This is a genomic window from Pantoea leporis (genome assembly GCF_028048155.1).
GTDB lineage: Bacteria > Pseudomonadota > Gammaproteobacteria > Enterobacterales > Enterobacteriaceae > Pantoea > Pantoea leporis.
The window spans coordinates 303,916-329,651 of sequence record NZ_JALMEU010000001.1; the positions used below are offsets into that span (position 1 = coordinate 303,916).

The window sequence follows — 25,736 nt, forward strand, 5'->3', positions numbered from 1 at the left end:
CCACGACGACGTTACGTAGCGGCCCCGCCTTTTTGCCTGAGAGCGCAGAATTACTGGGCTAACTCTTCCAGCTTATCTTTAAAGGACGGCACCGCAATCGCGCGGTTATCGGCACGGTAACGATCGGCCGGCGCGGGTGCTGAACTCTGTACCGCAATCAACTGCCACTCATCACCGTTCTTCAACAGCAGCGGCGAACCGCTGTCGCCCGGCAAGGTATCGCACTGATGCGACAACACTGCACGCTGTGCCCAACCGGTCACTAAACAATCGCTGTGCGAATAGAGCGTATCCAGATGATCGGCCGGATATCCGGCTTGCGTCACTTTACGTTGCGTGGTTTTCAATGCGGCGGTTAAATCGCCACGCGAACCCTCAAACAATGGAATCGGCACAATGCCGGAGGGCGGATTATGCAAAATAACCAGCCCATAATCGTAGGGTGCGGCTCCCGGCGGCACGATCCAGCCTTCGCCGTCTGCCTGCAACCGGCGCGCTAAAGAGGGTTCAACGCGCGCATCAATATCATGAATCTCGTAGCGCCAACCTTTCGCGCTGGCCATAAAACGCAGCGCCACCGGCTTATCAAACTTGCCGGGCGGAGCCAATAAACAGTGTCCGGCGGTCAACGCCAGATGGGCAGAAATCAAGGTGGCAGTGCAGAGGTTACCGCTTTCGGTCTCTAACTGACCGATGGCATCCCAGGGCGCGGCGCTCACGTCGCTAATCGCCTGGCGATGATCTTTGCCAAAGAACAACGTTTTGATGTCTTCCGGGCTTGGCCCATCTTCATCATCGGCATGTGCTGTGTGGGTAAAACTGAAAAGACCAACGAGTAACAGGATAGCCAGGCGCATAGTTCTCTCAATGGCGAGAATAAGTAGAAGTTGTTGTCATCACGCTTGAGCGATAACTATAGTCGGTGAGCGGTGAAAAAGGGAGAAATATTGGAGTAATCAGCACGCTACAACGACTAGATAAAAAAGCTGGCTGCAACTATGCCACAGAGGATCATCACAATCAGAATAATTTCGAAGCGATAGCGACGCACCATTTTTCGCTACTCCAGTAAATAAACACCCGGCATAACCGGGTGTTTTCAATCATCAATACGGTGTTGGCGCTAAAGGCGATCTTATTTAGCTGCTTTTTTCACTTTGTGGTGCTTTTTAGCAGCCTGAGCTTTCTGCGCAGTTGGCTTAGTTACTTTGTGGTGCTTTTTAGCAGCCTGAGCTTTCTGTGCAGCTGGTTTGGTTGCTTTGTGGTGCTTTTTAGCTGCCTGGGCTTTCTGTGCAGCTGGCTTGGTTGCTTTTTTGTGGTGCTTTTTAGCAGCCTGGGCTTTCTGTGCAGCTGGCTTGGTTGCTTTTTTATGATGCTTTTTAGCGGCCTGAGCTTTCTGTGCAGCTGGCGCTTTCTTCTCTACTTTTTTGTGCTTCTTAGCAGCCTGCGCTTTCTGAGCAGCAGGTTTCTTATGATGTACTGCTTTGTGTTTCGCTGGCGCTGCAGTGGTTGCTGGCGTTGCTGGAGCAGCTGTGGTCTCAGCAGCGAAAGCAACAGAAGACATACCCATAGCAGCGGCGATCACCAGTGCAAATAATTTTTTCATTGCAAAATCCTCGAACTATTTTTTCATGTGTAGCCCACTGCGGGGCCGGTGAAAACACTATATGAAAAACAATTCAGGCTTTCCGTGAGGCATTGGTATCGGCGTGTAACGGATTGTACAAAGCGGCGTAAAGGAAGCGAAAAGGGCGGCCGCATCGGCCGCCGCGCAGTTTACTCAGAGAGATAACGTTGTTCAAGGTGCAGACGGAAATAGTGCGGATTCAGCGCTTCGCCGGTGGCATTGATCAGCAGCTGCTGCGTTGGGAAACGGCTGCCATGCTGCCAGATGTTCTGCTGCAACCAGTCAAACACTGGCTGCAACTCACCTTGCTGGATCAGCGTCTCAACCTGCGGAATGGCACGCATCACCGCCTGGAACAGCTGGGCTGCATACATCGCACCCAAGGTGTAGGTTGGGAAATAGCCAAACGCACCGTCGGTCCAGTGAATATCCTGCATGCAGCCATCGCGATAATTACCGCGCGTATCAACGCCCAACGATTGCTGCATCTTCTCGTCCCACAGCGCCGGGATATCTTCAACTTCAATCTCGCCCTCAATCAGCGCGCGCTCGATTTCGTAACGTAAAATCACGTGCGCCGGATAACTCAGTTCATCAGCGTCGACACGAATAAAGCCCGGCTTCACGCGCTGCGCCTGACGGATAAAGTTGTTTAGCGCCAGCGCAGGCTGATCGCCCATCAGCGCCACCACCTGCGGATGAATATGCTGCAGGAAGGCTTTACTGCGCCCCAGCTGCATCTCCATAAATAGGCTTTGCGACTCATGAATTGCGGTAGAACGCGCTTGCGCCACCGGCTGACCGCGCCACTGTTTTGGCAAATTCTGCTCGTAGCGCGCATGGCCGGTTTCATGGATCACGCCCATCATGGCGCTGAGGAAGTCGTTCTCGTTGTAACGCGTGGTAATGCGCACATCTTCCGGCACGCCGCCGCAGAACGGATGCGCACTCACATCTAAACGGCCGTGATTGAAATCGAAGCCCAGCGTTTTCATCACGCTCAGGCCGAGTTGTTTCTGCGATTCGATAGCGAACGGACCCACCGGCTGCGCGATCGGGGTTTGCTGCTGCTTCGCCACTGCCTTTTGGAGCAGGTCGGGCAGCCAGCTTTTCAGATCGCCAAAGGTTTGATCCAGCTGCGCGCTGGTCATGCCAGGCTCAAACACATCCAGCAGCGCGTCGTAGCGCGATACGCCGAGTGCATCGGCACGCAGCTGCGCCTCTTGACGACTCAGCTTCACCACTTCTTTCAGATTGGCGGAGAAACCTTGCCAGTCGTTCGCCGGACGCTGCTGACGCCAGGCGTGTTCACAGCGCGAACCGGCCAGCGACTTGGCTTCCACCAGTGAGGCGGGCAGCAGCGTTGCTTGCTGCCAGGCGCGCTGCATCTCGCTCAGGTTAACCTGTTCGACATCATTCAATGATTCCTGCTGAGCGGCATCAAACAGCCCGCCGAGGCGTTTATCGGTCAGCACTTCGTGCATGAACACGCTCAGTTCGGCCATCGCTTCACCGCGTGCCTGGCTGCCGCCCGGCGGCATAGTGGTTTGCATATCGACACCGGCAATGGCGCCTAAATGGCCAAAGCGGGAGAGACGCTGAAAAGTGCGGCTAAGTTCTTGATAAGCTGAAGTCACGTAAAAAGCTCCTTATGACGGTAAGCGTGGCGCAATGTCCCGCAAGGGTAGATCAACCGGCCAGCAAAAGCGAACGCTGGCGCCGCCAAGCGGGCTGCTCTCAATCGAGACATTTCCCTGCATGGCCAGCGCAATGGAGTGCACGATCGCCAGACCCAAACCACAACCGCCGGTGGCGCGATCGCGGCTTGGATCGAGGCGTACAAAAGGTTCGAACACGCGGGCGCGCTCTTCCTGCGGAATGCCCGGACCGTCGTCTTCCACCTGCAAACAGCCCAGCGCGCCATCAAACCATAAGCTTACGCGTAGGCGCTGTTGCGCATAACGCAGGGCGTTATTCACCAGATTATCCAGCACACGCTCCATCAGGCGCGTATCAGCGCTGCCGACGTTCTCCAGCTGCGGGATATCCAGCGAAATCTGCGTCTGCGGATTCATGGTTTGCACGTCTTCAATATGTACACGCAGCCATTGCGCCAGATCGAAGGATTGCAGATGAAGATCAACGCGCGGACGATCGAGGCGCGCATACGTCAGCAACTCCTCAATCAAACTCTCCAGCTGGCCCACATCGCGGTTCAGCGCGGCGGATTCCGTGGCGGTGAGGTTATCGCTCATCTCCAGCCGGTAGCGCAGTCGCACCAGCGGCGTACGCAACTCGTGCGCGATGCCGTCAATCAGCTGTTTCTTACTGGCAACCAGCGTGTTGATGTTCTCCGCCATCTGATTAAACGCCACGCCAAGACTGTGCAGGCTGGAGGTGCTTTCAAAATGGGTGCGCACGTCGAGTTCGCCACGGCCAAAACGCTGCGCGGCTTTCTCTAGCCGCTGCATCTCTTGCCAGTGCGGACGCAGCCAGATAAACACCGGCAGCGCCAGCGACATCCCGATAAATGCCAGCAGCGCGATATCCAGAATGCGCATCTGATGCAGATAGAAAAGATACGGAATCGGGCCAACGGAAAGCACATAGTGGCTGCGCGGAATATGCTGTAAGAAGGTGTACTGATCGTCAATCGCCACGATTTCCCCGGCGCGCAGGCGCTTCATGTCTGCATCACCCAGCTGATATTTGCTCATCGGTTCAATATTCAGATCAAACGACAGGTCAAGATCGAGGCTGCGAATGGTTTTGCTCCAGTCGCGCGGTGGGATCTCGCGCAGTTCGCTGCGCATCAAAAAAAGCGAGCTGGCCATCAAGTCGTTCATCGACTGGCGCCCGGCGCGTTCGGCGGTGAATTTGTACACCAGCCCCACCAGCAGCGTCATCACCAGAAAACAGACGAACAGCAGCAAATAGAACTGAATAAAGAGCTTTCTCATGCGGAACGGGTATCCCAGGCCTGCGGCGCGAACAGATAGCCTTTGTTACGGATGGTTTTGATGCGGAATGGCTCGGTGGCGCTGTCGTAGAGTTTTTTGCGTAAGCGAGAAATCGCCACGTCGATGCTGCGATCCATGCCATCGTAGGTCACGCCGCGCAGGGTTTTCAGCAGCGCATCGCGATTGAGGATCTGTCCGGCGTGATTCGCCAGTTCCCACAGCAGATCGAAATCGGCGGTGGACAGCACAATATTCTCCTCAAACAGCGTCACCTGACGATTGAGCGAGTCAATGGTCAGGGAACCAAAACGCAGCACGCGTTGTGAGCTTTGTAGGGCGGGCGTCACTTCCGGCTGACCGACATGCGCCTGACGCAGATGCAAACGCAGGCGCGCCAGCAACACCGCCGGCGGCGTGGTTTTGAGGATGTAATCGTTAGCGCCCATCTCCAGCGACAGAATGTGGTTCATGTCGCTATCGAGCGAGGTGAGCAGCACAATCGGACCTTGCCAGCTAGCACGCAGATCGCGGCACAGTGTCATGCCATCTTTGCCGGGTAACATGATATCCAGCATCACTAAATCGGGATCGTGCAGGGCGATGGTGGCTTCGGCGCGGTCACCGCGCGTTTCAACAATAACTTCAATATCGTGGCGGCCAAGATAAGCGGCGATCAGTTCGCCTACTTCTGGCTCATCTTCCACATAGACGATTTTGTTCATAATTCACTGTGACGGATGAGAATCTCAGCAGCATAGCTTTTCCTGGTCCTGAGCTCTACGCTATCGCACGAAATATCCCTGCGTGACTGGTATGTATACCGTGAAATGTGCCATCATTAGCGGCGCGTTGTCGCGCAAGGTTCGGAACCGTAACGAAAAACAGGAGGAGTGCGAGAGTGTCTGATAAAGAGCTGGCTTCAGCCGGATACAGTGATCGCATCTGCTTCAATTACAGTGATTTTCTCTCCGCTTCCTGCAAAAAACGCTGGAGTTTTGTCGATGCCATTTATGGCGTGATGCCTATTTTTGGCATGGTGACGCGTAAATCGGCGCACAACCTTCAGGCCAGCGACGACCATCTGAAAGAATTAGCATTACAAATCATTTCAACACAGGTGAGCGACGAGATTAATATCGCGCGTTTGATCACCCTGGCCGAACAACAACACATCAGCCGCTTTGATATTCAGCTGCCGTATCCGCTGTCAACCGAGCAGCTTGACGCTATTCATCAGGAATACCGTAAGCCGCTCAACTTGTCACAGCAGGATGACCTGCTGTGCGTTTCCATTCCGGTTCAGCCGCACTAATTCGTTAGCTGCCACAACGCGGGCAGTGACGCCGCAATCAACAACACAATCGCGATGCGCTCCAGCTGTGACAACATTTTGTCGCCACGGCCGCCGCGTCGTGCGTACAGAAACAGCAGCAATCCGGGCGCATAGAGCACGACTGAAAGCAGCAAATGCAAAGGACCCGATGCATACAGCAGCCAAATGCCATACGCGCTGGCACCGACGCCGGTAAACATCGCCCAGGGTTTGTTCTGCCCGCGCACGACCTTAATCAGATACAGACCCACCAGCAGATAGGGCACCAAAATCATTTCTGAAGCGATGGTCAGCAGCGTGTTGTAATCCGCACCGGTTAAGGCGATCAAAATCAGGCAAACCTGTACGCTGCCGTTGGTCAGCCATAACGACGCCGAAGGCGAGTTGTGGCGGTTCTGACGCGCGATGCTGCGCGGGAAGGCACCTTGTTGTGCGGCGAGGAACGGCACTTCAGCGGCCATAATCGTCCAGCTCAGATAAGCGCCGCACACCGAAATAATCAATCCGACCGCAATCACCGCATCGCCCCAATGACCGAGCAAATGCTTCATCAAACCCGCCATAGAAGGGTTGCGCATCTGCGCCAGCTCGGCACGCGGAATCACGCCTAACGACAGCAGCGTAACCAGCAAGTAGACCAGCAGCGCGGCCAGCACCGCCATCAGCGTGGCGCGTCCGACATCCTGTTTATTACGCGCACGCGCAGAAACCACCACCGCGCCTTCCACACCAATAAATACCCACAAGGTGATCAGCATGGTTTGCTTCACCTGCTGCCACAGCGGCTGACCGAGTTCCACGCCGCTGAAATCAAAGCGGAAGCGATCGTAGTTGAATACCAGCAGCGCCAGCACCACAAACAGCAACAGCGGCACCAGTTTTCCCAGGGTCGCCAGCAGATTAATGCTGGCCGCAGTTTGCACGCCGCGCAGCACCAGACAATGCACCAGCCACAGCAGCACCGACGCGCCGAGCATCGCCTGCCACGTATTGCCATCACCAAACACCACGCGATCCGGCGTGTCGGTAAAGAAACTCAGCGCCGAGAAGACAATCACCAGATAAGAGACGTTGGCGATTACCGCGCACAGCCAATATCCCCACGCCGAGCAGAAGCCCATCAGCTCGCCAAATCCGGCGCGCGCATAGGTAAAGATGCCGCCATCCAACTCTGGTTTCAGCCGCGTCAGCAACAGCATGGCGAGCGACAGGAAGATGATGCCAACGCCGGTGATGAGCCAGCCGATCAACAGCGCCGCCGGGCCGGCAACCGCTGCCATATTTTGCGGCAGGCTGAACACGCCAGCGCCCAGCATAGAGCTGAGTACCAACGCGGTGAGCGCACTAAGACCTAATTTTTTATCCAAAACGCCCATCCTAAACAGCAGAGTATGCTGGGTGGTGACGATTCCGCTGGAGTGTCGCGTGGCAATGAGCCAACTTTGAAACGGAATCCCCTAAAAACAGGCGGCAGATTTTACGGAGTGCAAACGGGGAAGGCAATGCAAGACTATGCAAATCTGCGCACAGATTATGCAGTTAGTATCAAGGAGATTTTGAAAAGGGCGACGGACGCCGCCCTTAATCGCCATTACTTGAACAGATCGGCGGTGACGGTCAGGTTGCCGCCGCTCTGGTTCTGCCATTGACGTGTGATGTGGTAGTACTTAGCGCCTTTTTCCACTGCGCGTTTGCCAACCGCTTCCGAGATTTCGGTTGGGGTACCGAAGTGATCGGAGAAGGTGATGGTGTCAAACGGCTGCATCTGCGCAGCAGTAATCGCATTCACTTCCTGCACGCTACGGCCATCGGCAGTTTTCACCGTGTAACGTTGGCCGGTTGAGCTTTGCGTTTCGAAGAAACGACCAACGTTGCGGCTTGGGGTATCCGAAGAGGCCACGCCAGGAATGGCCACTTTAGTGGCGGCGGTGCCACCAGCGGCCAGTGCTGCTTTACCGGCTTCAGAATCTGCTGGGATTGAATCAGAGGTATTCTGTACTTTACGCTCTGGCGCATCAGCCTTGTAAACATACGCGGTCACGTACTGGTTGCCGCCGTTGTTCGCATCAACCTGACGCACGATAAAGAACGATGCCGCACCTTTATTTTTGGCTGCCTTGGCAATCGCTTCATTAACATCTGGCTGGCTGGAGAAGAAGCCATTTACCGATACGGTGTCATACGGCTCAAGGCGATAGGCTTCTGCTTTCGGCAGCTCTTTCACGCCTGAGAAGGTGCGATATTTAGTGGAGTCATCCGCTTTCGGTGCGTTAGCTTTATACAAATCAGCCGTTACGCGCCAGTTACCGCCGTTGCCGTTGCTATCATTAATACCCTGAACATAGAAAGAGTCAGCGCCTTTGGCATCGGCTTGTTTGGAGATGGCATCGGTTGCATCGCCAATCGCATTGAAACGGCCGCTGATATTAATACGTTCGAATGGTTTCAACGCGGCCGCTTGCTCTGGCGTTAACTCTTTAGCAGCAAACGCATTCGCTGCCAGCAGTGATAACAAGGTTGACGCCAGAATGGTGTTCTTCAGCTTCATAAAAATGATCCTTCGCCTTACGCAAAATGAGTACGAAAACGTGCTGGACTCTTGATGTATAACAGATTAGCCGTTGATTATTGCATGTAATAATCGGCCTGTCTCAGCCAATTTAAGCGCATAACATTGACAATCTCTGCCGTTTATTCATCGACCTGTCATTGACTTCTGTTACGGCTCTTTTTTGCACAGATAACCACTTATTCTGGTAACACTTAGTGCCATAATAGTTAAAGCATTGTTAATTAAAGGTTTTTAAAAACACTTAATTCGACATGACACGATTTTGCGCAGCAGAATATTTTTTAATAAACACCAAATGCAGTGGCAAAACATGGCATTCAATCTTTGTGTCTGAATATTTGTGTGAATGTCATAAGTGGGCGTTATCGCTGTGGATCACTCTTCATATTTTCAGTAGGTTATAAAGACTTTGTTACATTGTGCATTTTGCTCATAAAAAGCTGAAACACTGTTTCGGCTTTTGAGCTTTTTGCCACTTACAGAACCTCATCCTTTAATTGTTGAAAGGAAACAGTATGTTAATTGGGATACCCAAAGAACGGTTAGCCAACGAGTCGCGCGTGGCCGCCACGCCAAAGACCGTTGAGCAACTGATCAAGCTGGGATTTAGCGTCACCGTTGAACAGAGCGCAGGACTTCGCGCCAGCTTTGATGATGAAAGCTTTATCGCCGTCGGCGCCACTATTACTAACACTCACGATGTGTGGAAATCGGACATCGTTTTGAAGGTGAATGCGCCGGACGATCAGGAGATTGAACTGACGCGCGCCGGTAGCACGCTGGTGAGCTTTATCTGGCCTGCGCAGAATCCCGCGCTGTTAGAAAAGCTGGCAGCACGCAACGTCACCGTGATGGCGATGGATTCGGTGCCGCGTATTTCTCGGGCGCAGGCGCTGGATGCGTTGAGTTCAATGGCGAACATCGCGGGTTATCGCGCCATCGTTGAAGCCGCTCATGAATTCGGCCGCTTCTTCACCGGTCAAATCACCGCTGCCGGTAAAGTGCCGCCAGCCAAAGTGATGGTGATCGGTGCGGGCGTCGCGGGATTAGCGGCCATCGGTGCGGCAGGCAGTTTAGGCGCCATCGTGCGTGCTTTCGATACGCGTCCTGAAGTGAAAGAGCAGGTGCAGAGTATGGGCGCCGAGTTCCTTGAGCTGGACTTTGAAGAGGAAGCGGGCAGCGGCGATGGTTATGCCAAAGTGATGTCTGAAGCCTTTATTAAGGCAGAGATGGAGCTGTTTGCCGCGCAGGCGAAAGAAGTGGACATTATCGTCACCACCGCGTTGATTCCTGGCCGTCCGGCCCCGAAGCTGATTACTGCCGAGATGGTTGCCAGCATGAAACCAGGCAGCGTAATCGTCGATCTGGCTGCGCAAACCGGCGGTAACTGCGAATTGACGGTGGCCGATCAGGTGACCTTAACCCCTAACGGCGTGAAGATTATTGGTTACACCGATTTGCCAAGTCGCCTGCCAACGCAATCCTCACAGCTTTACGGCACCAACCTTGTCAACCTGCTGAAACTGCTGTGCAAAGAGAAAAACGGCGAAATTACCGTGGATTTCGACGACGTGGTGGTGCGCGGGGTGACGGTGATTCGTGATGGCGAAGTGACATGGCCAGCGCCGCCGATTCAGGTTTCCGCCGCGCCGAAAGCGCAACCCGCCGCACAGCCGCTGCCGAAGGCCGCAGCCAAACCGGTTTCGCCATGGCGCAAGTATCTGCTGCTGGCGCTGGCGGTGGTGCTGTTTGCCTGCCTGGCCAACGTCGCGCCGCCGGACTTCCTGTCACACTTCACCGTGTTCGCGCTCTCTTGCGTGGTCGGCTATTACGTGGTGTGGAACGTGAGTCACGCATTGCACACGCCGTTGATGGCCGTCACCAACGCCATTTCCGGCATTATTGTGGTGGGGGCGGTGCTGCAGATGGGCCACGGCGGTTGGGTCACGATTCTGTCGTTTATCGCCGTACTGATCGCCAGCATCAATATCTTCGGTGGTTTCACCGTCACCCAGCGCATGCTGAAAATGTTTCGTAAGAATTAAGGGGTAGCAACATGTCTGGCGGATTAGTTACTGCAGCATATATTGTTGCCGCGATTCTGTTTATTTGCAGCCTTGCCGGTCTCTCGAAACACGAGACCTCAAAGCAGGGTAATATTTTTGGTATGAGCGGCATGGCGATTGCGCTGCTCGCCACCATTTTTGGCCCGAACACCGGGAACGTTGCCTGGATTCTGCTGGCGATGGTGATCGGCGGTGCGATTGGTTTGCGTCTGGCGAAAAAAGTCGAAATGACCGAAATGCCGGAACTGGTTGCCATTCTGCACAGCTTCGTGGGTTTGGCGGCGGTGTTAGTGGGCTTCAACAGCTACATCGATCACGCGCCGGGCCTCGCGCCGGTGATGGAAAATATCCATCTGACCGAAGTGTTCCTCGGCATTTTCATCGGTGCGGTGACCTTTACCGGTTCACTGGTGGCGTTTGGCAAACTGCGCGGCAAGATCTCCTCATCAGCGCTGATGCTGCCACATCGTCATAAAATGAACCTCGCGGCGTTGGTGGTCTCTTTCCTGCTGATGCTGTGGTTCGTACAAACTGATAGCACCGGTGCGCAGGTGTTTGCGCTGCTGCTGATGACCGTCATTGCGCTGGTGTTTGGCTGGCATCTGGTGGCGTCAATTGGCGGCGCGGATATGCCGGTTGTGGTCTCGATGCTGAACTCTTACTCCGGTTGGGCGGCGGCGGCGGCAGGCTTCATGCTGAGCAATGATTTGCTGATCGTTACCGGTGCGCTGGTCGGTTCCTCGGGTGCCATCCTCTCTTACATCATGTGTAAAGCGATGAACCGCTCCTTTATTAGCGTGATCGCCGGTGGTTTTGGTACCGACGTAAGCGTAGGCGGCGAAAGCGATGAAGTGGGCGAGCACCGTGAAATTACGGCGGAAGAGACGGCAGAAATGCTGAAAGCCTCTTCTTCTGTAGTGATCACGCCGGGTTATGGCATGGCGGTGGCGCAGGCGCAGTATCCGGTTGCGGAGATTACCGAAAAGCTGCGCGCGCGCGGTATCAAAGTTCGCTTTGGTATTCACCCGGTTGCCGGTCGTTTGCCGGGCCACATGAACGTACTACTGGCGGAAGCGAAAGTGCCTTACGATGTGGTGCTGGAAATGGACGAGATTAACGATGACTTCAGCGATACCGATACCGTTTTGGTGATTGGCGCAAATGACACCGTTAACCCAGCCGCACTGGAAGATCCGCGCAGTCCAATCGCTGGCATGCCGGTGCTGGAAGTGTGGAAAGCGCAGAACGTGATTGTATTTAAACGCTCGATGAGCACCGGATATGCGGGTGTCCAGAATCCGCTGTTCTTTAAAGACAATACGCAGATGCTGTTTGGCGATGCAAAAGCGAGCGTGGAAGGCATTCTGCGCGCGCTGTAAAAAAGCAGGGCGGTGATGTGATTCACCGCCCTGAGTAGAAATAAGTAGGGCGGCCATGACGAGCCGCCCTTTTTTTAATCAATCGTCTTCATCTTCTTCGTCATCGTGATCAATCGGCGATTTGAAATCGTCTGGCTTGATCGCCAGCAAATCACAACGCAGATGATCAATCACCTGCTCCGCAGTATTACCCAGGAACGCGGCTGACAAACCGGTACGGCCGATGGTGCCGAGCACCACAATGCCGGCGTCCAGATGCGAGGCAATATCCGGAATCACTTCCTCGGGCAAACCTTTCGCCACGTGGGTAAACTCTTCACTGATGGAGAATTTTTGACGCAGCGCTTTCATCGCCACTAAATGCTGGCCGCGAATCGCGTCGTTATAAACGCTGGGATCAAAGTCGGGCAGTTCGATAGCAATATTGATCGGGGTGATGGGGTAAGCGCCGACCAAATGCACTTCGGTGTGATTCACCATCTCGGCAAGCAGCGTGGTTTCACGAATCAGCTTCTGATTCAGCTCATCATGATGCGGCTCTTCGCTGGCTAAGTTGACCGCTACCACCGCTTTGCCGCCTTCAGGCCACGCCTGATCTTTCACCATCCACACCGGACATGGACATTTACGCAGCAGATGCCAATCCGTCGGCGTAAATATTACCGCTTCGAGGCGATCGTGCTGGTGCGCCATTTTCAACACTAAATCATGCTGATGTGCCAGAATTTCCTGGATGATGGCTTCATAGGGACGGTTATGCCAAACCACTTTGATTTCAATTTCAACGCCAGCCTCAATATATGCCTGGGCCTGTTGGCGGATCCATTCGGTACGTTGGCTGATCACCCCTTTGCGCATATTGGAGCGCTCGTCGGGCGACAGCAGCGTGGTCATTTCATATGAGAAGTCGTAAATAGGCAGGAAAGCTTTGATTTTTCCGCCAATACGTTGATTGAGATAAACCGCACGACGCAGCGCGGGCTGATCGTCCTGCTGGGCATCAATAGCCACCAGAATATTTTGGTACCGGGACATAAGCCGATCTCCTAAAACCAAAGCAAGTTGGGTTAAAGATAGCCTAAGTTTGGACAGGGCAGAAGCGGAAAAGTTGTTGCCGGATCAATAAAATAACTTTTATTAACCCGGCACAGAATCACGCGGCTTGTTCGGTCTGGCCAGCTAATTCTGCCAGCAGAGCGTGGTTCTCAATAGTGATATATTTGCCTTTTACGGCCAGCATGCCACTTTTCTGGAAGCGACCCAGCAGACGGCTGATTGTTTCTACGGTTAGTCCCAGATAGTTACCAATGTCGCCACGCGTCATGGTCAAACGGAATTCACGCTGTGAGAAGCCGCGCTGACCGAAACGACGCGACAGATTCCAGACAAATGCCGCCAAACGCTCTTCGGCATTTTTCTTCGACAGCAGCAGAATCATATCCTGATCGCCTTTGATTTCACCGCTCATCAAACGCATCATTTGCTGACGCAGCGCCGGCATTTTACCGGAGAGGTCGTCAAGCGTTTCAAACGGGATTTCGCACACCATCGCGGTTTCCAGCGCCTGCGCAAAGCTTGGATGTTTGGCACCAACAATGGCGTCAAAACCCACCAAATCGCCTGCCAGATGGAAGCCAGTAATTTGCTCGTCGCCTTGTTCAGTGATGGTGTAGCTTTTGATAGTGCCGGAGCGGATAGCGTAGAGAGATTTCAGTTCATCACCGGCTTTGAACAGCGTCTGGCCTTTTTGAATCGGCTTTTTACGCTCAATGATGTTATCCAGCTGATCCAGTTCGTGCTCGTTCAGCGTGAAGGGAATACACAATTGGCTGATACTGCAATCCTGACAATGGATGGCACAACCGCCAGACTGAATACGTAGAATGCTGCGTTTTTCCTGGATCATATAGTTACGCTCGATGATTATTGACTGCGGTCAATTTTAACATTTTTCTAAGCGAAGGGAACTCATCCGAGCAGTAAATGTCCTTAAAACCCCACAAATGTCAGGTATTACGGGGTTTGCGCTGGTCTGACTGAAGCGTATTTATTGATCTGGAACGTTTTGTTGCCAGGTTTACAGCTAAAGCGCGCTTATTACAGCGCAAAAAGTGACAGATGTTTTGCCCATAATCCTTTGCTACTCTTTTGCTTTAGCGTCGAATTGGACGCGCAGGCAAACACCAGGCGAGAGGAAACACCATGAACCTTGATGATGAAGACCTTTTCCGTGATGCCATGGGTGATGTGACACCATTAAAAAATTGCGCTAATACCCAATGGCTACGCGCACCTTCGCCTAAAGCGCCGCGTGCGCCGCAGGAAAGTGACGAGCAGGAAAATTTCCTCACGCGTGGCTATCTCGACATCGTTCCGTTGACAACACCGCTGGAATTTAAAGTTGAAGGCGTACAGCAAGGCGTGCTGGATAAGCTGCGACTGGGCAAATATCCGCCTCAAGCCAGCCTTAATCTGTTGCGTCAGCCGGTGGAAACCTGTCGTCAGGCGCTGTTCAGCTTTATGCAGCAGGCCAATAAACATGGGTTGCGCAATCTATTGATTATTCATGGCAAAGGGCGTGACGATGAGTCGCACGCCAATATCGTGCGCAGCTATGTGGCGCGATGGTTGCCGGAGTTTGCAGAAGTGCAGACGTTTTGTACGGCGCAGCCGAAAGATGGTGGGGCGGGCGCGCTCTATGTCGGTTTACGAAAAACCGAACAGGCGCGCCTTGAGAACCGTGAGCGTCATGCAAAACACAGTCGCTAGCTGTGGAATTTGCGGATGGTCGCCATCAACACTTCGGCGCTCAGGCTTAATGGACTGCCGCTGCGCGTAATTATGCCCACCGGTTCGCCTGGCCCCGGCGAGGCAATCGGTAGCGCGCACAACGCATCGTGATTCAAGTCTTCTTTGATGGCGCCAGAAGGCACAAACCACACATAGTCGTAACGCAGTGCCAACTGCCGCGCCAGCGATGTCGATGAGGTTTCGACGCAGTTTGGTGGCAAGGTACAACCTTGCTCATTCAGCATATGCTGCGCGATACGGCGCGGTGCGGTGCCTTCCGGCGAAATCACTACTGGCCACTGCATCGCGCGCGACAGCATAACGTTCTCGCTTAATAGCGGATGATCGGGGCGCACCACCAGTTTGAGTGATTCCAGAAACAGCAATTCATAAGTGAGTCCGGCCATCATATCGCTGTCCGCCATACGACCAATCCCGACATCAAACTCACCGGCACGTAAACCGGCCAACAACACGTTGTTATGCAATGTCGCAACCTGCACCGTGGTGTTAGGTTGCTGTTCATGGAAGCGATCGAGAATTTGCGGCAGCATGCCCATCGCCGCAGTCGTCAGCGCGCCGAGCCGAATCACCACCGGTCGGCCCGGCTGGGGCGCGTTGAAGCTCTGACCAGCATGATTAAGCGCATCCAGCACTTTCACCGCATGAACCAGAAACTGTTCGCCCAGCGTAGTGAGCTGCGCGCCGAGTCGTCCGCGCTCAAACAGTCGCGCGCCCGCCAACTCTTCCAGCTCATTCAGTGTTTTCGATAAAGCGGGCTGGCTCAGATTGAGCGTTTCAGCGGCACGACCGAGCGTGCCTTGCTGCGCCACCGCCACAAAGGTATGTAAATGACGCAAGCGAATGCGCTGATTGAAAAGGATATTTTTGTCCATACGCCCAACATAATGAGTTATGCCGAGGAGCAGCAATAAGGAAACGTTAATTATGTTAACTTGCCTGCAAATTTATATTAACAAAAACACCGCTATGCAAGCTTCGCCGCTAACCTGATGTATTTATGAGTAAAGCTGAAAAAGACACTTTTTGCAGCATATTCGCGCGCTCTAAAATCAATAACATACAGCGTAAAAAGTTGAATAGTTCTCAATTACATCCAAAAAGAGTGCCTGTTATTGTTAACGATGAGCTATGATAAGCGCCGTTTTTTTTACTAAAACTGATGCCCTAAACGGTTAAAAGTGCAGGAGTCGTTACGTGACCAGCGTTGAAGCAGTAGACGTTCGCCAGCTTATCAATAAGAGTGCGCTTAGCAGCTGGCAGAAGCGCTTAATCGCGCTGTGCTTCGTGGTAGTGGCGCTGGACGGCATGGACATTGCGCTGATGGGCTTTATTGCGCCCACGCTGAAAGCCAGTTGGGGCGTCACGAATCATCAACTCGGCATGGTGATCAGCGCGGCGCTGATTGGACTGGCATTAGGGGCGATGGTCGCCGGACCGCTGGCCGATCGCTATGGTCGCCGCGTGATGATCCTCATCAGCGTGCTGTTTTTCGGTCTGTGGACGCTGGCCACGGCGATGGCGCAAAACATCGAACAGATGATGCTGTTCCGCTTTCTCACCGGCTTAGGGCTTGGGGCCGCGATGCCCAACGTGGGCACGCTGGTGGCCGAATACGCGCCCGAACGTCGCCGCTCATTTATTATTACCGTGGTGTTCTGTGGCTTTACCTTTGGTGCCGCGACGGGAGGCTTTGCCGCTTCGTGGCTGCTGCCGCGCTATGACTGGCACTCCGTTATGCTGATGGGCGGCGTGCTGCCGCTGCTGGTGCTGCCTTTTTTAGTGCGCGGCTTACCGGAATCGGTACGTTTTCTGATTAGCCGTCGCGCGCCTGCCGCACATATTCACGCCATCCTCGAACGTATGCTGCCCGGCAGCGTGCAGCCGGATAGCCATTATCAAAGCACTGAGCTGCCCACCGCGCGAAAAGGTTCGGTGGCGACCGTGGTGTCGCGCCGCTATCTGTTCGGCAGTTTGATGTTGTGGGGCGGCTACTTTATGGGGCTGTTCCTCGTTTACCTGATTGGCAGCTGGATGCCTTCATTGATCAGCACGCTCGGCATGTCGGTGACGGAAGCGGCGATTGTCACGGCGATGTATCAGGCCGGCGGAACCCTTGGCTCGCTGTTTGCGGGTTGGTTGATGGACCGCATCAACGCCAATCTGGCGCTGGCGGTGATCTATTTCAGCGGTGGCATTGCCATTGTGGCGCTGGGTTTTTCACCCGCGCAGGTCGGCTTAATGAGCGCCATCGCTTTCTGCAGCGGCTTCTGTTTTAACGGCGCCAACACCGGCATGAATGCGCTCTCCGCTAGTTATTACCCAACTCACGCGCGTGCCACCGGCTCCAGCTGGATGCACGGCATAGGGCGCATCGGCGCCATCATTAGCGCCTTTGTTGGTGCCGAGTTGTTAACGCTTGGCTGGACGTTCAGTCAGATCTTCCTGCTGCTGGCGATTCCCGCCGTGTTAACCACCATCATGCTGGTGCTGAAATGTCGCTTTGGTGACCAGTCAAACCTCACCGAGTGACAAGGCGATCACAGTTCCATGAAATTGTTACCCGCCGCTAAAGGGTTGATCTACAGTAGCAACAACCCGTTAGCCCAAGGTGATGATGATGCCAAACTTTCTCAGCAGCGATGCCATCCGCACGCTGTTCTCGCAGGCAATGTCGACCCTGTATCAGCAGGAAGTGCCGCAATACGGCACGCTGACGCAGTTGGTCACCGCTGTTAATGAACGTACGCTGGAAGCCAATCCCGAGTTAAAAAACCGCTTGTCGGCCGCCGATGAACTGAGTCGCCTGAGCGTCGAGCGTCACGGTGCGATTCGCGTCGGCAAGGCTGATGAACTCAGCACGTTGCGCCAGATGTTCGCCGTGATGGGCATGGAAGCGGTGGGGTATTACGACCTGTCGCAAGCCGGTGTGCCGGTGCACTCCACGGCGTTTCGTCCGGTCAGCGATCGCGCGTTGCGCCATAATCCATTCCGCGTTTTCACTTCGTTGCTGCGTCTGGAACTGATTGATGATGCGGCGCTGCGCGAGAAGGCCGCTGCAATTCTCGCCGCGCGCGATATCTTTACGCCAGGTTGCCGCGCGTTGATCGCTAAGCATCATCAGCAGGGCGGTTTGAACGCCGCGGATGCCGCCACTTTCGTGCAGGAAGCGCTGGAAACCTTCCGCTGGCATGCGCACACCACCGTAGACAGCGCCACTTATCGCGCACTGAGCCAGCAGCATCGTCTGATTGCCGATGTGGTGTGTTTCCGTGGTTGTCACATCAACCATTTGACGCCGCGCACGCTGGATATTGATCGGGTGCAAGCGTTGATGCCTTCGCGCGGCATCGATCCCAAAACACTGATTGAAGGCCCGCCGCAGCGTAAAGTACCGATTCTGCTGCGCCAGACCAGCTTCAAAGCGCTGGAAGAAGCGGTGCACTTTAACGATGGCACGCCGGGCACGCACACCGCGCGCTTTGGTGAGATTGAACAGCGCGGCGCGGCGCTCACCCCGAAAGGACGCGAACTTTACGATCGTCTATTGGCCGAAGCCGGTACCGGCAGCGATAACCAGCATCACCAGCAACATCTTAGCGCGGTGTTTAGTGATTTCCCCGACGACGAAGAGTCTTTGCGCGAGCGACAGCTGGCGTGGTTCCGCTATCGCCTGACCGAAAAAGGCGAGCATCTGCCGCCACGCGCGGGCGAAAGCGTGACGCAGTTGCTGGCTGAAGAGCGTTTGAGCGCCGAACCGATCGTTTATGAAGATTTCCTGCCGGTCAGTGCCGCGGGGATTTTCCAGTCGAATTTGGGCGACGTGGCGCAAACACGCAGCGCGGGGAATGCCAGCCGAGCGGATTTTGAAAGCGCGTTAGGTTGCGCGGTGCAGGATGAAATGGCGTTGTACCAGCAGATGCAGCAGCGCAGTCTGGAACGCTGTGGCGTAGCCTGAGGAGAAATGTTCCAGCCGGTCTGAAATTCAGCAGACCGGCTGCTTTTCTTATGGTTATTGCAAGCGCGCGTCACGCACCAGTGTGTACTTCCCGGCACCTAAAAACATAATGGCGAGCGCACCCAGCAGGTAAAGCGCTTCTGTCTCCAGCGCCCACGCACCGACGTCGGTGCGATGCCAGACAGCGCCCATTTTTACCAGCAGTGTCGCAACAATCATGTTCACCGCAATAATGAACGCCGCAGGGCGCGTCAAAAATCCGATGATCACCATTACAGGTGCCGCTATTTCCCCGATGTAAGCACCGTAAGCGATGAAACCTGGCATTCCTTTGACGGCGAGCATGTGCGCAATCCAACCCACGCCATGCACCAATTTGAACGCCCCATGAAACAGCAGCAATCCGCCAAACGTCAGGCGCAAAAGCAGTTTGCCAAGGTCCGGGTGATCGCACATCCGGTTGAACATTTGATTAATGCCACCAAACATGGTGTTTCTCCGTCGCGCCAGGTTAACTTGCAACCTTAAAACAAATGGCCTCGATGGGGTTAGCCAAAATATTTGATGGAGTTGTTCAAAGAATCGCGCCGCGTTTCGGCTTAATCTGCAAATGCTTTCAGAACATGGACATTCGTCCAAGGCCTGCAAATAATGGAACGATGCATTATCAGGGAACCCGAGATGAAAAATGAACGACGTCTGAGGATCATGACCGCAGAAGGGGAACTCAGAGGCCTGATGGACGAAGATCTTTTTGTCTTTAAAGGAATACCGTACGCAGCTGCACCTACTGGCGCTTTACGCTGGCGACCGCCGCAGCCGGTCCAGCCGTGGCAAGAGGTGCGTGATGCGACCGAATGGGGCGCAGCAAGCTGGCAAAATCGTGACTATTGCGTGGCCGCCGGCGGTGGCGATCCCGGTCGCTTTAGTGAGGATTGTCTTTACCTGAATATCTGGACGCCGGATGTTGAGCCTTCGCGGCCGTTGCCGGTAATGGTCTGGTTGCATGGCGGGGGATTTTCCATCGGCGCCGGTAATCTTGATCCTTATCGCGGTAAAGCGCTGGCGGCGCAAGGTGTGGTGGTGGTAACGCTCAATTATCGCCTTGGTCACTTCGGTTTTTTCTCTCATCCGGCGCTGGATGCGCAATACCCCGACGGGCGCGTAATCAACAACTTTGCCTTACTCGATCAAATTGCTGCTTTGCAGTGGATTCAGCGCAACATTCCTGCCTTTGGCGGCGATCGCCATAACGTGACGCTGTTTGGTGAATCCTCCGGTGCGCGTAGTGTGTTATCGCTGTGCTGCTCGCCGCTCTCCGAGGCGCTGTTTCACAAAGGCATCGTACAAAGCGCCTACAGCCTGCCCGACATCCAGCAAAAGCAGGCACAACAAATCGGTTTGCAGGTCGCGGCGCATTTTGCGTTACCCGAAGATGCCAGCGCCGAGCAGCTGCGCGAGCTACCGGCCGAACAATTCTGGCCGTTAGAACGCCCGCTGGCGCTCGGCCCGGTGCCCATCAGCGGCGATGCGGTACTGCCGAAACCGATGTTAACCACGTTTATCTCCGGCAAGCAGCATCGCATTCCGTTAATGATCGGCAGCAACAGCGATGAAGCCAGCGTACTGGACTATTTTGGCGTGGATGCCACGGCAGTATTGCGACAGATGCGCAGCAAAAACCGCATCAGTTATCGCCTGATGAAGTGGCTGTACGACATTCATGATGATGCGCTGCTGGGACGTGCGGTGGCGCGCGATATGGCGTTCACGGTGTTACCGTTAATCATCGCGCAGGCGCAGCACAATATCGGCCTGCCCGCATGGCGTTACTGGTTCGATTACGTCTCCGAAAACGCGCGCGATCTCTACCCGCACGGCACCTGGCACGGCAACGAAATTCCCTATGTCTTTAACACGCTGGATACGCTAGCGCCGCCAGCGGAACGCAGCTACAGCGAGCAGGATAAAGCGTTCGCCTCCACAGTCAGCGCTTATTGGGTCACCTTCGCGCGTGAAGCCAGCGAGTTCAGCTCGCACTTAGCGGGTGAAGTAGATTGGCCAGCCTGGCGACCGGGCGACGATCTGACGCTGGCGCTGGGCGATCAGGGCAAAGCCCAGGCGGTGGTGAAGGCGCGCTTTATGCGTGGACGGCTGCGTTTGTTCCGTTTGATGATGCGCAGCCACGTTAAGCTTTAATGAGCGTGCTAATGGTGTAATCTGGCAAATCAATTTATAAGGCAAATTTTCGCCTATCTTGCTGATAAATCTTAAAAGCGCATATTCCTCACCCGCGTCAGTAAGCAATTAATTAGCTTACAAAACCGTTACATTTTCCCGATCCGATGCCGATAAACGCAATATGCCCGATTTTATCGGGCCTCCTTCGCGTTTCACACCAAGGGATTATGTATGGGTATCTTAAAAAATTTCACCATCCGCGCCGTATTGCTCACCATTCTTGGGCTGTTTTGCCTGCTGTGGTGTGCCGTTGGGCTGTTTAGCGTCCACTCACTGAACGCCCTCGGCGAGGGCAACGAGATTGACCGCCAACTGGTCAATCAAATGACCATTTTAAGCAAAGGAAATGATCAATATTTTCGTGTCGTTACGCGTCTGTCTCGCGTGATGGAAGGCCGCGCCTCAGGCAGCGCAGTCGGTGCTGATGCTTTTACCCCGGTGCAACAAGCGCTCGACAATATGAAAACGCTACTGGCGCAGTTTAAAACCATGGCGCCAGGTCCGATGGATGCGGAGACCGCCAATAGCGTCATCACCAACTGGCAAAAACTGCTCGATGAAGGCATCGCACCGCAGGTTTCGCTGGCGCAGCAGGGCACGCTTGAAGCCTATCGTGCGCAAGCCAATAACGTCACGCCGCCGCTTAGTCGTGCGTTTGGTGCCAGCGCGGAAGCTTTCAATAAAGCCGCAGGCAGCAAACTGGATGAGACGCGCGTCACCGTCGATAAGCTCACCAGCATCACTAAAGTCATTATTCTGGTGGCGGTGGTGATTGGCTTGTTTATCTTGCTGTTTACCGATCGCTATCTGGTGGCGATGCTGGTGAAACCACTGGAGCGTATCCGTAACCATTTCACGATTATTGCGCAGGGCGACCTCAGCCAGCCGGTGGAAGATTTTGGCCGTAACTGCGTCGGCAAACTGGTGCCGCTGCTGCGTGCCATGCAGGACAGCCTGCGCGAAGCGGTAAGCGCGATTCGCAGCGGCACTGAAAACATCTATCGCGGCGCAGCGGAGATCTCCTCTGGCAACAACGATCTCTCATCGCGCACCGAAGAGCAGGCGGCCGCGCTGGAGCAAACCGCGGCCAGCATGGAGCAGTTAACCGCTACCGTGAAGTTCAACGCCGACAACGCGCGACAGGCCAGTTCGCTGGCCGAAACCGCTACCGGTACCGCGCAGCAGGGCGGACGGTTGGTAGGCGAAGTGGTTACCACCATGCAAGGCATCTCAGGCAGCTCGAAGAAGATCGCTGAGATCACGAGCGTGATTAACAGTATCGCTTTCCAGACCAACATCCTGGCGCTAAACGCCGCGGTAGAAGCCGCACGCGCCGGTGAACAGGGCCGCGGTTTTGCCGTGGTGGCCAGTGAAGTGCGCAATCTGGCACAGCGCAGCGCCGGTGCGGCGAAAGAGATCGCCACATTGATCGAAGATTCCGTGCAGCGCGTGGAAAAAGGGTCGGCGCTGGTGAGCAGCGCGGGCAGCACCATGCACGACATTCTTAAGTCGGTGCAGGATGTAAATGAAATCATGAAGCACATCGCTGCGGCGTCAGAAGAGCAGAGCAAAGGGATTTCGCAGGTCGGTACCGCCGTCACCGAGATGGACAGCGTCACTCAGCAGAACGCCTCGCTGGTTGAGGAAGTTTCTGCCGCTGCCAGCGCGCTGGAGCGCCAGACGCAGGAGCTGCAGGCCTCGGTGGCGAAATTCCGTCTATCGGACAGCGCGCCGGTAAATAAGGCCGTGGTATCGCCAACCGCGCTGCGTCGGCCGGTGTTGACCGGCGCAGGCCTCGCACAGCCGAAATCAGCCTCTGACGAATGGGTCTCGTTCTAAACCTCAGATAACCACGCCACCAGTTCCGGCAGGAACGGTGGCGCATCTTTTTCCGCCCGCTGTAACAGGCTGTAGCTTGCGCCGGTCGCCACACTGGTGGCAAACGGCGCAATCAGTCGCCCATTCACCACATCGTTCTGCACCAAGGTGACATCCGCCACCGTGACGCCAAATCCCTGAATCGCAGCGCTGATCGCGAGATCCATGGTGGCGAAATGCTGATTGCGCGCCATTGGTAACGCGGCATCCAGCCCGGCCAGCCAAAGCTGCCAGTCGCGTGAATCCGGCGTGGGATGCAGAAAAGTAAACTTCGCCAGTTCGCCAATCTGCGTGGGCGGCGTGACGCTGCTGGCCATCACCGGCGTTAAACGCTCCTCAAACAGGCAAATCGAACCGGCTGGCGACGGGCCAAACACAATCGCCGCGTCAAAATTATCGAGCTGCGAGCCATGATCGAGTGTGGTGGTCAACGCTACGTGAATATCTGGCCGCTGCTGTTCCAGCGCCACCAGACGCGGCACCAGCCAGCGCATGGCGCAGGTAGGCGCTTTCAGGCGAATCGAGGCGTTGCTGCGGCTGGCTTTTTCTGTGGCATTCACCAGCATGGCGAAACCTTGCTGCAATTCCGGCAGCAGCGCGGCACCTTGTTCGGTGAGATGTAGACCTCGTGCGTGGCGGGTAAACAGCGCGAAGCCCAGCCAACTCTCCAGCGTGGCGATTTTACGGCTCACCGCGCCTTGGGTGATGCACAGCTCGCTGGCGGCACGCGTCAAATTGAGATGGCGCGCGGTGACCAGAAACGCGTGGATGGCATTGAGCGGCAGAGCAGAGCGGGACATAACAACCTCAAGCTATGATTTTTAATCATGGCTATTATGACAACAATTCGCTTGTCGACTCAAGCCGCACACCGTTGAATAGAAATCTACTTTCGATACGTGGTTATGCAACCTTACGAGGCACCGATGACCTTGAACAGCAGTGTGAACATCTCTTCCAAACAGCCCGATGTCGGCACGACGATTTTTAGCGTCATTGGCCAGCTGTCGGCGCAGCATAAAGCCATTAACCTGTCGCAAGGCGCACCCAACTTCCCGTGTGATCCACAGCTGGTTGAGCTGGTCAGCCAGGCGATGCGTGACGGTCATAACCAATACGCTTCAATGACCGGCCTGCCGTCGCTGCGTGAAGCGCTGGCGGAGAAAGTTCACACGCTGTATGGCCAGCACTATGATGCCGGCAGCGAAGTGCTGATCACCGGCAGCGCCAGCCAGGGCATTTACATGGCGATTTCCGCGCTGGTCCACGCAGGCGATGAAGTGATCTTCTTCGAGCCGGCGTTTGACAGCTACGCGCCGGTGGTCCGTCTGCAGGGCGCTACGCCAATTGGCCTGAAGTTGCAGGTGCCGGATTTCGCCATCAATTGGGACGAACTGCGCGCCACCATTACGCCGCGCACCCGCATGATCATCATCAATACGCCGCACAACCCCAGCGCGCAGGTGCTGTCAGCTGCGGATCTGGATCAGTTAGCCGCGTTGACGCGCAATACCGATATTGTGGTGCTGTCTGACGAAGTCTATGAACACATCCTGTTTGATGGCCGTACGCACTGCGGCATGGCAACGCATCCGGAACTGGCGCAGCGCAGCGTGGTGGTTTCCTCCTTCGGTAAAACCTTCCATGTCACCGGCTGGCGCGTGGGTTATGCGCTGGCACCGGCAGCGCTGATGGAAGAGATCGTCAAAGTCCATCAGTTCATGATGTATGCCGCCGATACGCCGATGCAGGTCGGTTTTGCTCACTATCTGCAAAATCCGAAGAACTATCTGCAGCTGTCGCCGTTCTATCAGGAGAAGCGCGATCGCCTGCTGACCTTGATGCAGGATTCGCCGTTTAAACTGCTGCCGAGCGCCGGTTCGTTCTTTATGTTAGCCAGCTACGGACATTTCAGTGACGAAAGTGATAGCGAAATGGTAAAACGTCTCATCGTCGATCACGGTGTGGCCACCATTCCGTTGTCGGCGTTTTATATGGACGGCACTGACAATAAATTAATTCGCCTGTCATTCGCAAAAGACGACGCAACACTTCAGGCCGGTGCAGAAGCGCTCTGCCAGGTCAAAGGGTAACTTAGGGGTAAATATAATGAAAAAATTGAACGCACTGTTTGTCGCTTTGGGCATGCTGACTTCGGCGCACGCGCTGGCGCAGGAAACCTTACGCTATGGTCTTGAATCGCAGTATCCGCCATTTGAGAGCCGCAACGCGCAGGGCGAACTGGAAGGTTTCGATATCGAACTGGGTAAAGCGATTTGTCAGGTAGGCAACTTCGACTGTAAGTGGGTGGAAAGCAGCTTTGATGCGTTGATTCCGGCGCTGCAGGCGAAAAAATTTGATGCCATTAACTCTGCGATGAACATCACCGAAGCGCGGGCGAAAAGCATTGACTTCACTAAGCCGATCTACCGCATTCCGACTATGTTAATCGTGAAAGAGGGCGAGAAGCTGCTGCCAACCGCCGAATCACTGAAAGGGAAAAACATCGGGGTGCTGCAGGGTTCGATCCAGGAAACCTATGCCAAGAAACACTGGGAAGCGCAGGGCGTTACAGTGACCTCTTATCAGGATCAGAACCAGGTTTACAACGACATGGTTGCCGGTCGTCTTGACGGCACGCTGGTGATGTCAGCTGCCGGTCAATCGGGCTTCCTCGAAAAGCCGCAGGGTAAAGGTTTCGCCTTTGCCGGCAAGCCGGTAGAAGATGATACCATTCTCGGCACCGGTATCGGTTTTGGTCTGCGTAAAGGCGATGACAAACTGAAACAAGAGCTGGATGCGGCAATCACTAAGGTGCAAGCCGATGGTACCGTCACTAAGCTGGCGGCGAAATTCTTCCCTGGGATTGATGTTTCAGCGAGCAAATAACCTAAAAAAGGTCGCCATGAAT

Annotated in this window: 23 protein-coding genes; 10 read left to right on the forward strand and 13 right to left on the reverse strand. The window is 54.8% G+C overall.

Annotated features, from left to right (window positions below):
- Positions 1-50 precede the first annotated feature (50 nt).
- The 6 genes from MWH02_RS01440 to rstA form a co-directional block, all read right to left on the reverse strand.
- Positions 51-857, reverse strand: coding sequence for a trypsin-like serine peptidase (locus MWH02_RS01440; RefSeq protein WP_137385851.1), 807 nt, complete (start codon positions 855-857; stop codon positions 51-53).
- Positions 858-973: 116 nt separating this feature from the next.
- On the reverse strand, positions 974-1,054 hold the full coding sequence (ydgU, locus tag MWH02_RS23130; protein WP_455843913.1) for a small membrane protein YdgU: 81 nt from the start codon (positions 1,052-1,054) through the stop codon (positions 974-976).
- Between the two features lie 81 nt (positions 1,055-1,135).
- Complete coding sequence (gene asr / locus MWH02_RS01445; protein ID WP_271459729.1) at positions 1,136-1,606, reverse strand: acid resistance repetitive basic protein Asr; 471 nt, start codon at positions 1,604-1,606, stop codon at positions 1,136-1,138.
- Positions 1,607-1,776: 170 nt separating this feature from the next.
- On the reverse strand, positions 1,777-3,264 hold the full coding sequence (locus tag MWH02_RS01450) for a carboxypeptidase M32 (protein ID WP_271459730.1): 1,488 nt from the start codon (positions 3,262-3,264) through the stop codon (positions 1,777-1,779).
- A 12-nt stretch (positions 3,265-3,276) separates the two neighbouring features.
- The gene (gene rstB, locus MWH02_RS01455; RefSeq protein WP_271459731.1) at positions 3,277-4,587 is read right to left on the reverse strand and encodes a two-component system sensor histidine kinase RstB; all 1,311 of its coding nucleotides are present in this window, start codon (positions 4,585-4,587) and stop codon (positions 3,277-3,279) included.
- Positions 4,584-5,309 carry a two-component system response regulator RstA gene (rstA, locus tag MWH02_RS01460; protein ID WP_176971912.1) on the reverse strand — a complete coding sequence of 242 codons (726 nt, stop codon included), beginning with the start codon at positions 5,307-5,309 and terminating at the stop codon, positions 4,584-4,586. Before rstA ends, rstB begins: the two co-directional genes overlap by 4 nt.
- A 176-nt stretch (positions 5,310-5,485) precedes the next feature.
- Between rstA and MWH02_RS01465 the strand changes: the two genes are divergently transcribed.
- Complete coding sequence (locus MWH02_RS01465; protein ID WP_222182189.1) at positions 5,486-5,899, forward strand: hypothetical protein; 414 nt, start codon at positions 5,486-5,488, stop codon at positions 5,897-5,899.
- On the opposite strand, the gene MWH02_RS01470 is transcribed toward MWH02_RS01465, so the two are convergent.
- Together MWH02_RS01470 and ydgH are read right to left on the reverse strand one after the other, a co-directional pair.
- Positions 5,896-7,287 carry an amino acid permease gene (locus MWH02_RS01470; RefSeq protein WP_271459732.1) on the reverse strand — a complete coding sequence of 464 codons (1,392 nt, stop codon included), beginning with the start codon at positions 7,285-7,287 and terminating at the stop codon, positions 5,896-5,898. The two genes, MWH02_RS01465 and MWH02_RS01470, sit on opposite strands and share 4 nt — an antisense overlap.
- Before the next feature lie 224 nt (positions 7,288-7,511).
- Positions 7,512-8,468, reverse strand: a complete 957-nt coding sequence (gene ydgH, locus MWH02_RS01475) for a DUF1471 family protein YdgH (protein WP_101764318.1) — start codon at positions 8,466-8,468, stop codon at positions 7,512-7,514.
- Positions 8,469-9,007: 539 nt separating this feature from the next.
- On the opposite strand from ydgH, the gene pntA reads away from it, so the two are divergent.
- Both pntA and pntB read left to right on the forward strand, forming a co-directional pair.
- Positions 9,008-10,537 (forward strand): Re/Si-specific NAD(P)(+) transhydrogenase subunit alpha, encoded by a 1,530-nt coding sequence (gene pntA, locus MWH02_RS01480; protein ID WP_271459733.1) that lies wholly within the window; start codon positions 9,008-9,010, stop codon positions 10,535-10,537.
- Between the two features lie 11 nt (positions 10,538-10,548).
- On the forward strand, positions 10,549-11,937 hold the full coding sequence (pntB, locus tag MWH02_RS01485) for a Re/Si-specific NAD(P)(+) transhydrogenase subunit beta (RefSeq protein WP_101764320.1): 1,389 nt from the start codon (positions 10,549-10,551) through the stop codon (positions 11,935-11,937).
- Between the two features lie 78 nt (positions 11,938-12,015).
- Here pntB and uspE read toward each other — a convergent pair whose 3' ends face one another.
- Positions 12,016-12,972 carry a universal stress protein UspE gene (gene uspE, locus MWH02_RS01490; RefSeq protein ID WP_101764321.1) on the reverse strand — a complete coding sequence of 319 codons (957 nt, stop codon included), beginning with the start codon at positions 12,970-12,972 and terminating at the stop codon, positions 12,016-12,018.
- Between the two features lie 118 nt (positions 12,973-13,090).
- Positions 13,091-13,843: a fumarate/nitrate reduction transcriptional regulator Fnr gene (gene fnr, locus MWH02_RS01495; RefSeq protein WP_271459734.1), complete on the reverse strand. Its 753-nt coding sequence runs from the start codon at positions 13,841-13,843 to the stop codon at positions 13,091-13,093.
- A 296-nt stretch (positions 13,844-14,139) separates the two neighbouring features.
- Between fnr and smrA the strand changes: the two genes are divergently transcribed.
- Positions 14,140-14,706 (forward strand): DNA endonuclease SmrA, encoded by a 567-nt coding sequence (gene smrA / locus MWH02_RS01500; protein ID WP_110866213.1) that lies wholly within the window; start codon positions 14,140-14,142, stop codon positions 14,704-14,706.
- On the opposite strand, the gene MWH02_RS01505 is transcribed toward smrA, so the two are convergent.
- The gene (locus MWH02_RS01505) at positions 14,703-15,623 is read right to left on the reverse strand and encodes a LysR substrate-binding domain-containing protein (RefSeq protein WP_271459735.1); all 921 of its coding nucleotides are present in this window, start codon (positions 15,621-15,623) and stop codon (positions 14,703-14,705) included. The genes smrA and MWH02_RS01505 overlap by 4 nt on opposite strands.
- Positions 15,624-15,945: 322 nt before the next feature.
- Here MWH02_RS01505 and MWH02_RS01510 point away from each other — a divergent pair, with 322 nt between their 5' ends.
- Together MWH02_RS01510 and hglS are read left to right on the forward strand one after the other, a co-directional pair.
- Positions 15,946-17,280, forward strand: a complete 1,335-nt coding sequence (locus tag MWH02_RS01510; protein WP_271459736.1) for an MFS transporter — start codon at positions 15,946-15,948, stop codon at positions 17,278-17,280.
- Between the two features lie 88 nt (positions 17,281-17,368).
- Positions 17,369-18,706 carry a 2-oxoadipate dioxygenase/decarboxylase HglS gene (gene hglS / locus MWH02_RS01515; RefSeq protein ID WP_271459737.1) on the forward strand — a complete coding sequence of 446 codons (1,338 nt, stop codon included), beginning with the start codon at positions 17,369-17,371 and terminating at the stop codon, positions 18,704-18,706.
- Positions 18,707-18,760: 54 nt separating this feature from the next.
- Here hglS and MWH02_RS01520 read toward each other — a convergent pair whose 3' ends face one another.
- Positions 18,761-19,195 carry a DoxX family protein gene (locus tag MWH02_RS01520; RefSeq protein WP_271459738.1) on the reverse strand — a complete coding sequence of 145 codons (435 nt, stop codon included), beginning with the start codon at positions 19,193-19,195 and terminating at the stop codon, positions 18,761-18,763.
- Positions 19,196-19,387: 192 nt separating this feature from the next.
- Between MWH02_RS01520 and MWH02_RS01525 the strand changes: the two genes are divergently transcribed.
- Together MWH02_RS01525 and MWH02_RS01530 are read left to right on the forward strand one after the other, a co-directional pair.
- Entirely contained in the window at positions 19,388-20,905 is a 1,518-nt protein-coding gene (locus MWH02_RS01525; RefSeq protein WP_271459739.1) for a carboxylesterase/lipase family protein, read from the forward strand.
- A gap of 213 nt (positions 20,906-21,118) precedes the next feature.
- Positions 21,119-22,786: a methyl-accepting chemotaxis protein gene (locus MWH02_RS01530; RefSeq protein WP_137385842.1), complete on the forward strand. Its 1,668-nt coding sequence runs from the start codon at positions 21,119-21,121 to the stop codon at positions 22,784-22,786.
- Here MWH02_RS01530 and MWH02_RS01535 read toward each other — a convergent pair.
- Positions 22,783-23,625, reverse strand: a complete 843-nt coding sequence (locus MWH02_RS01535) for a LysR substrate-binding domain-containing protein (protein WP_192233938.1) — start codon at positions 23,623-23,625, stop codon at positions 22,783-22,785. The two genes, MWH02_RS01530 and MWH02_RS01535, sit on opposite strands and share 4 nt — an antisense overlap.
- Positions 23,626-23,751: 126 nt before the next feature.
- On the opposite strand from MWH02_RS01535, the gene MWH02_RS01540 reads away from it, so the two are divergent.
- Positions 23,752-24,918 carry a methionine aminotransferase gene (locus MWH02_RS01540; protein ID WP_271459740.1) on the forward strand — a complete coding sequence of 389 codons (1,167 nt, stop codon included), beginning with the start codon at positions 23,752-23,754 and terminating at the stop codon, positions 24,916-24,918.
- A gap of 16 nt (positions 24,919-24,934) precedes the next feature.
- Positions 24,935-25,714 (forward strand): transporter substrate-binding domain-containing protein, encoded by a 780-nt coding sequence (locus MWH02_RS01545; protein WP_110866208.1) that lies wholly within the window; start codon positions 24,935-24,937, stop codon positions 25,712-25,714.
- The last annotated feature ends 22 nt before the right edge of the window (positions 25,715-25,736 follow it).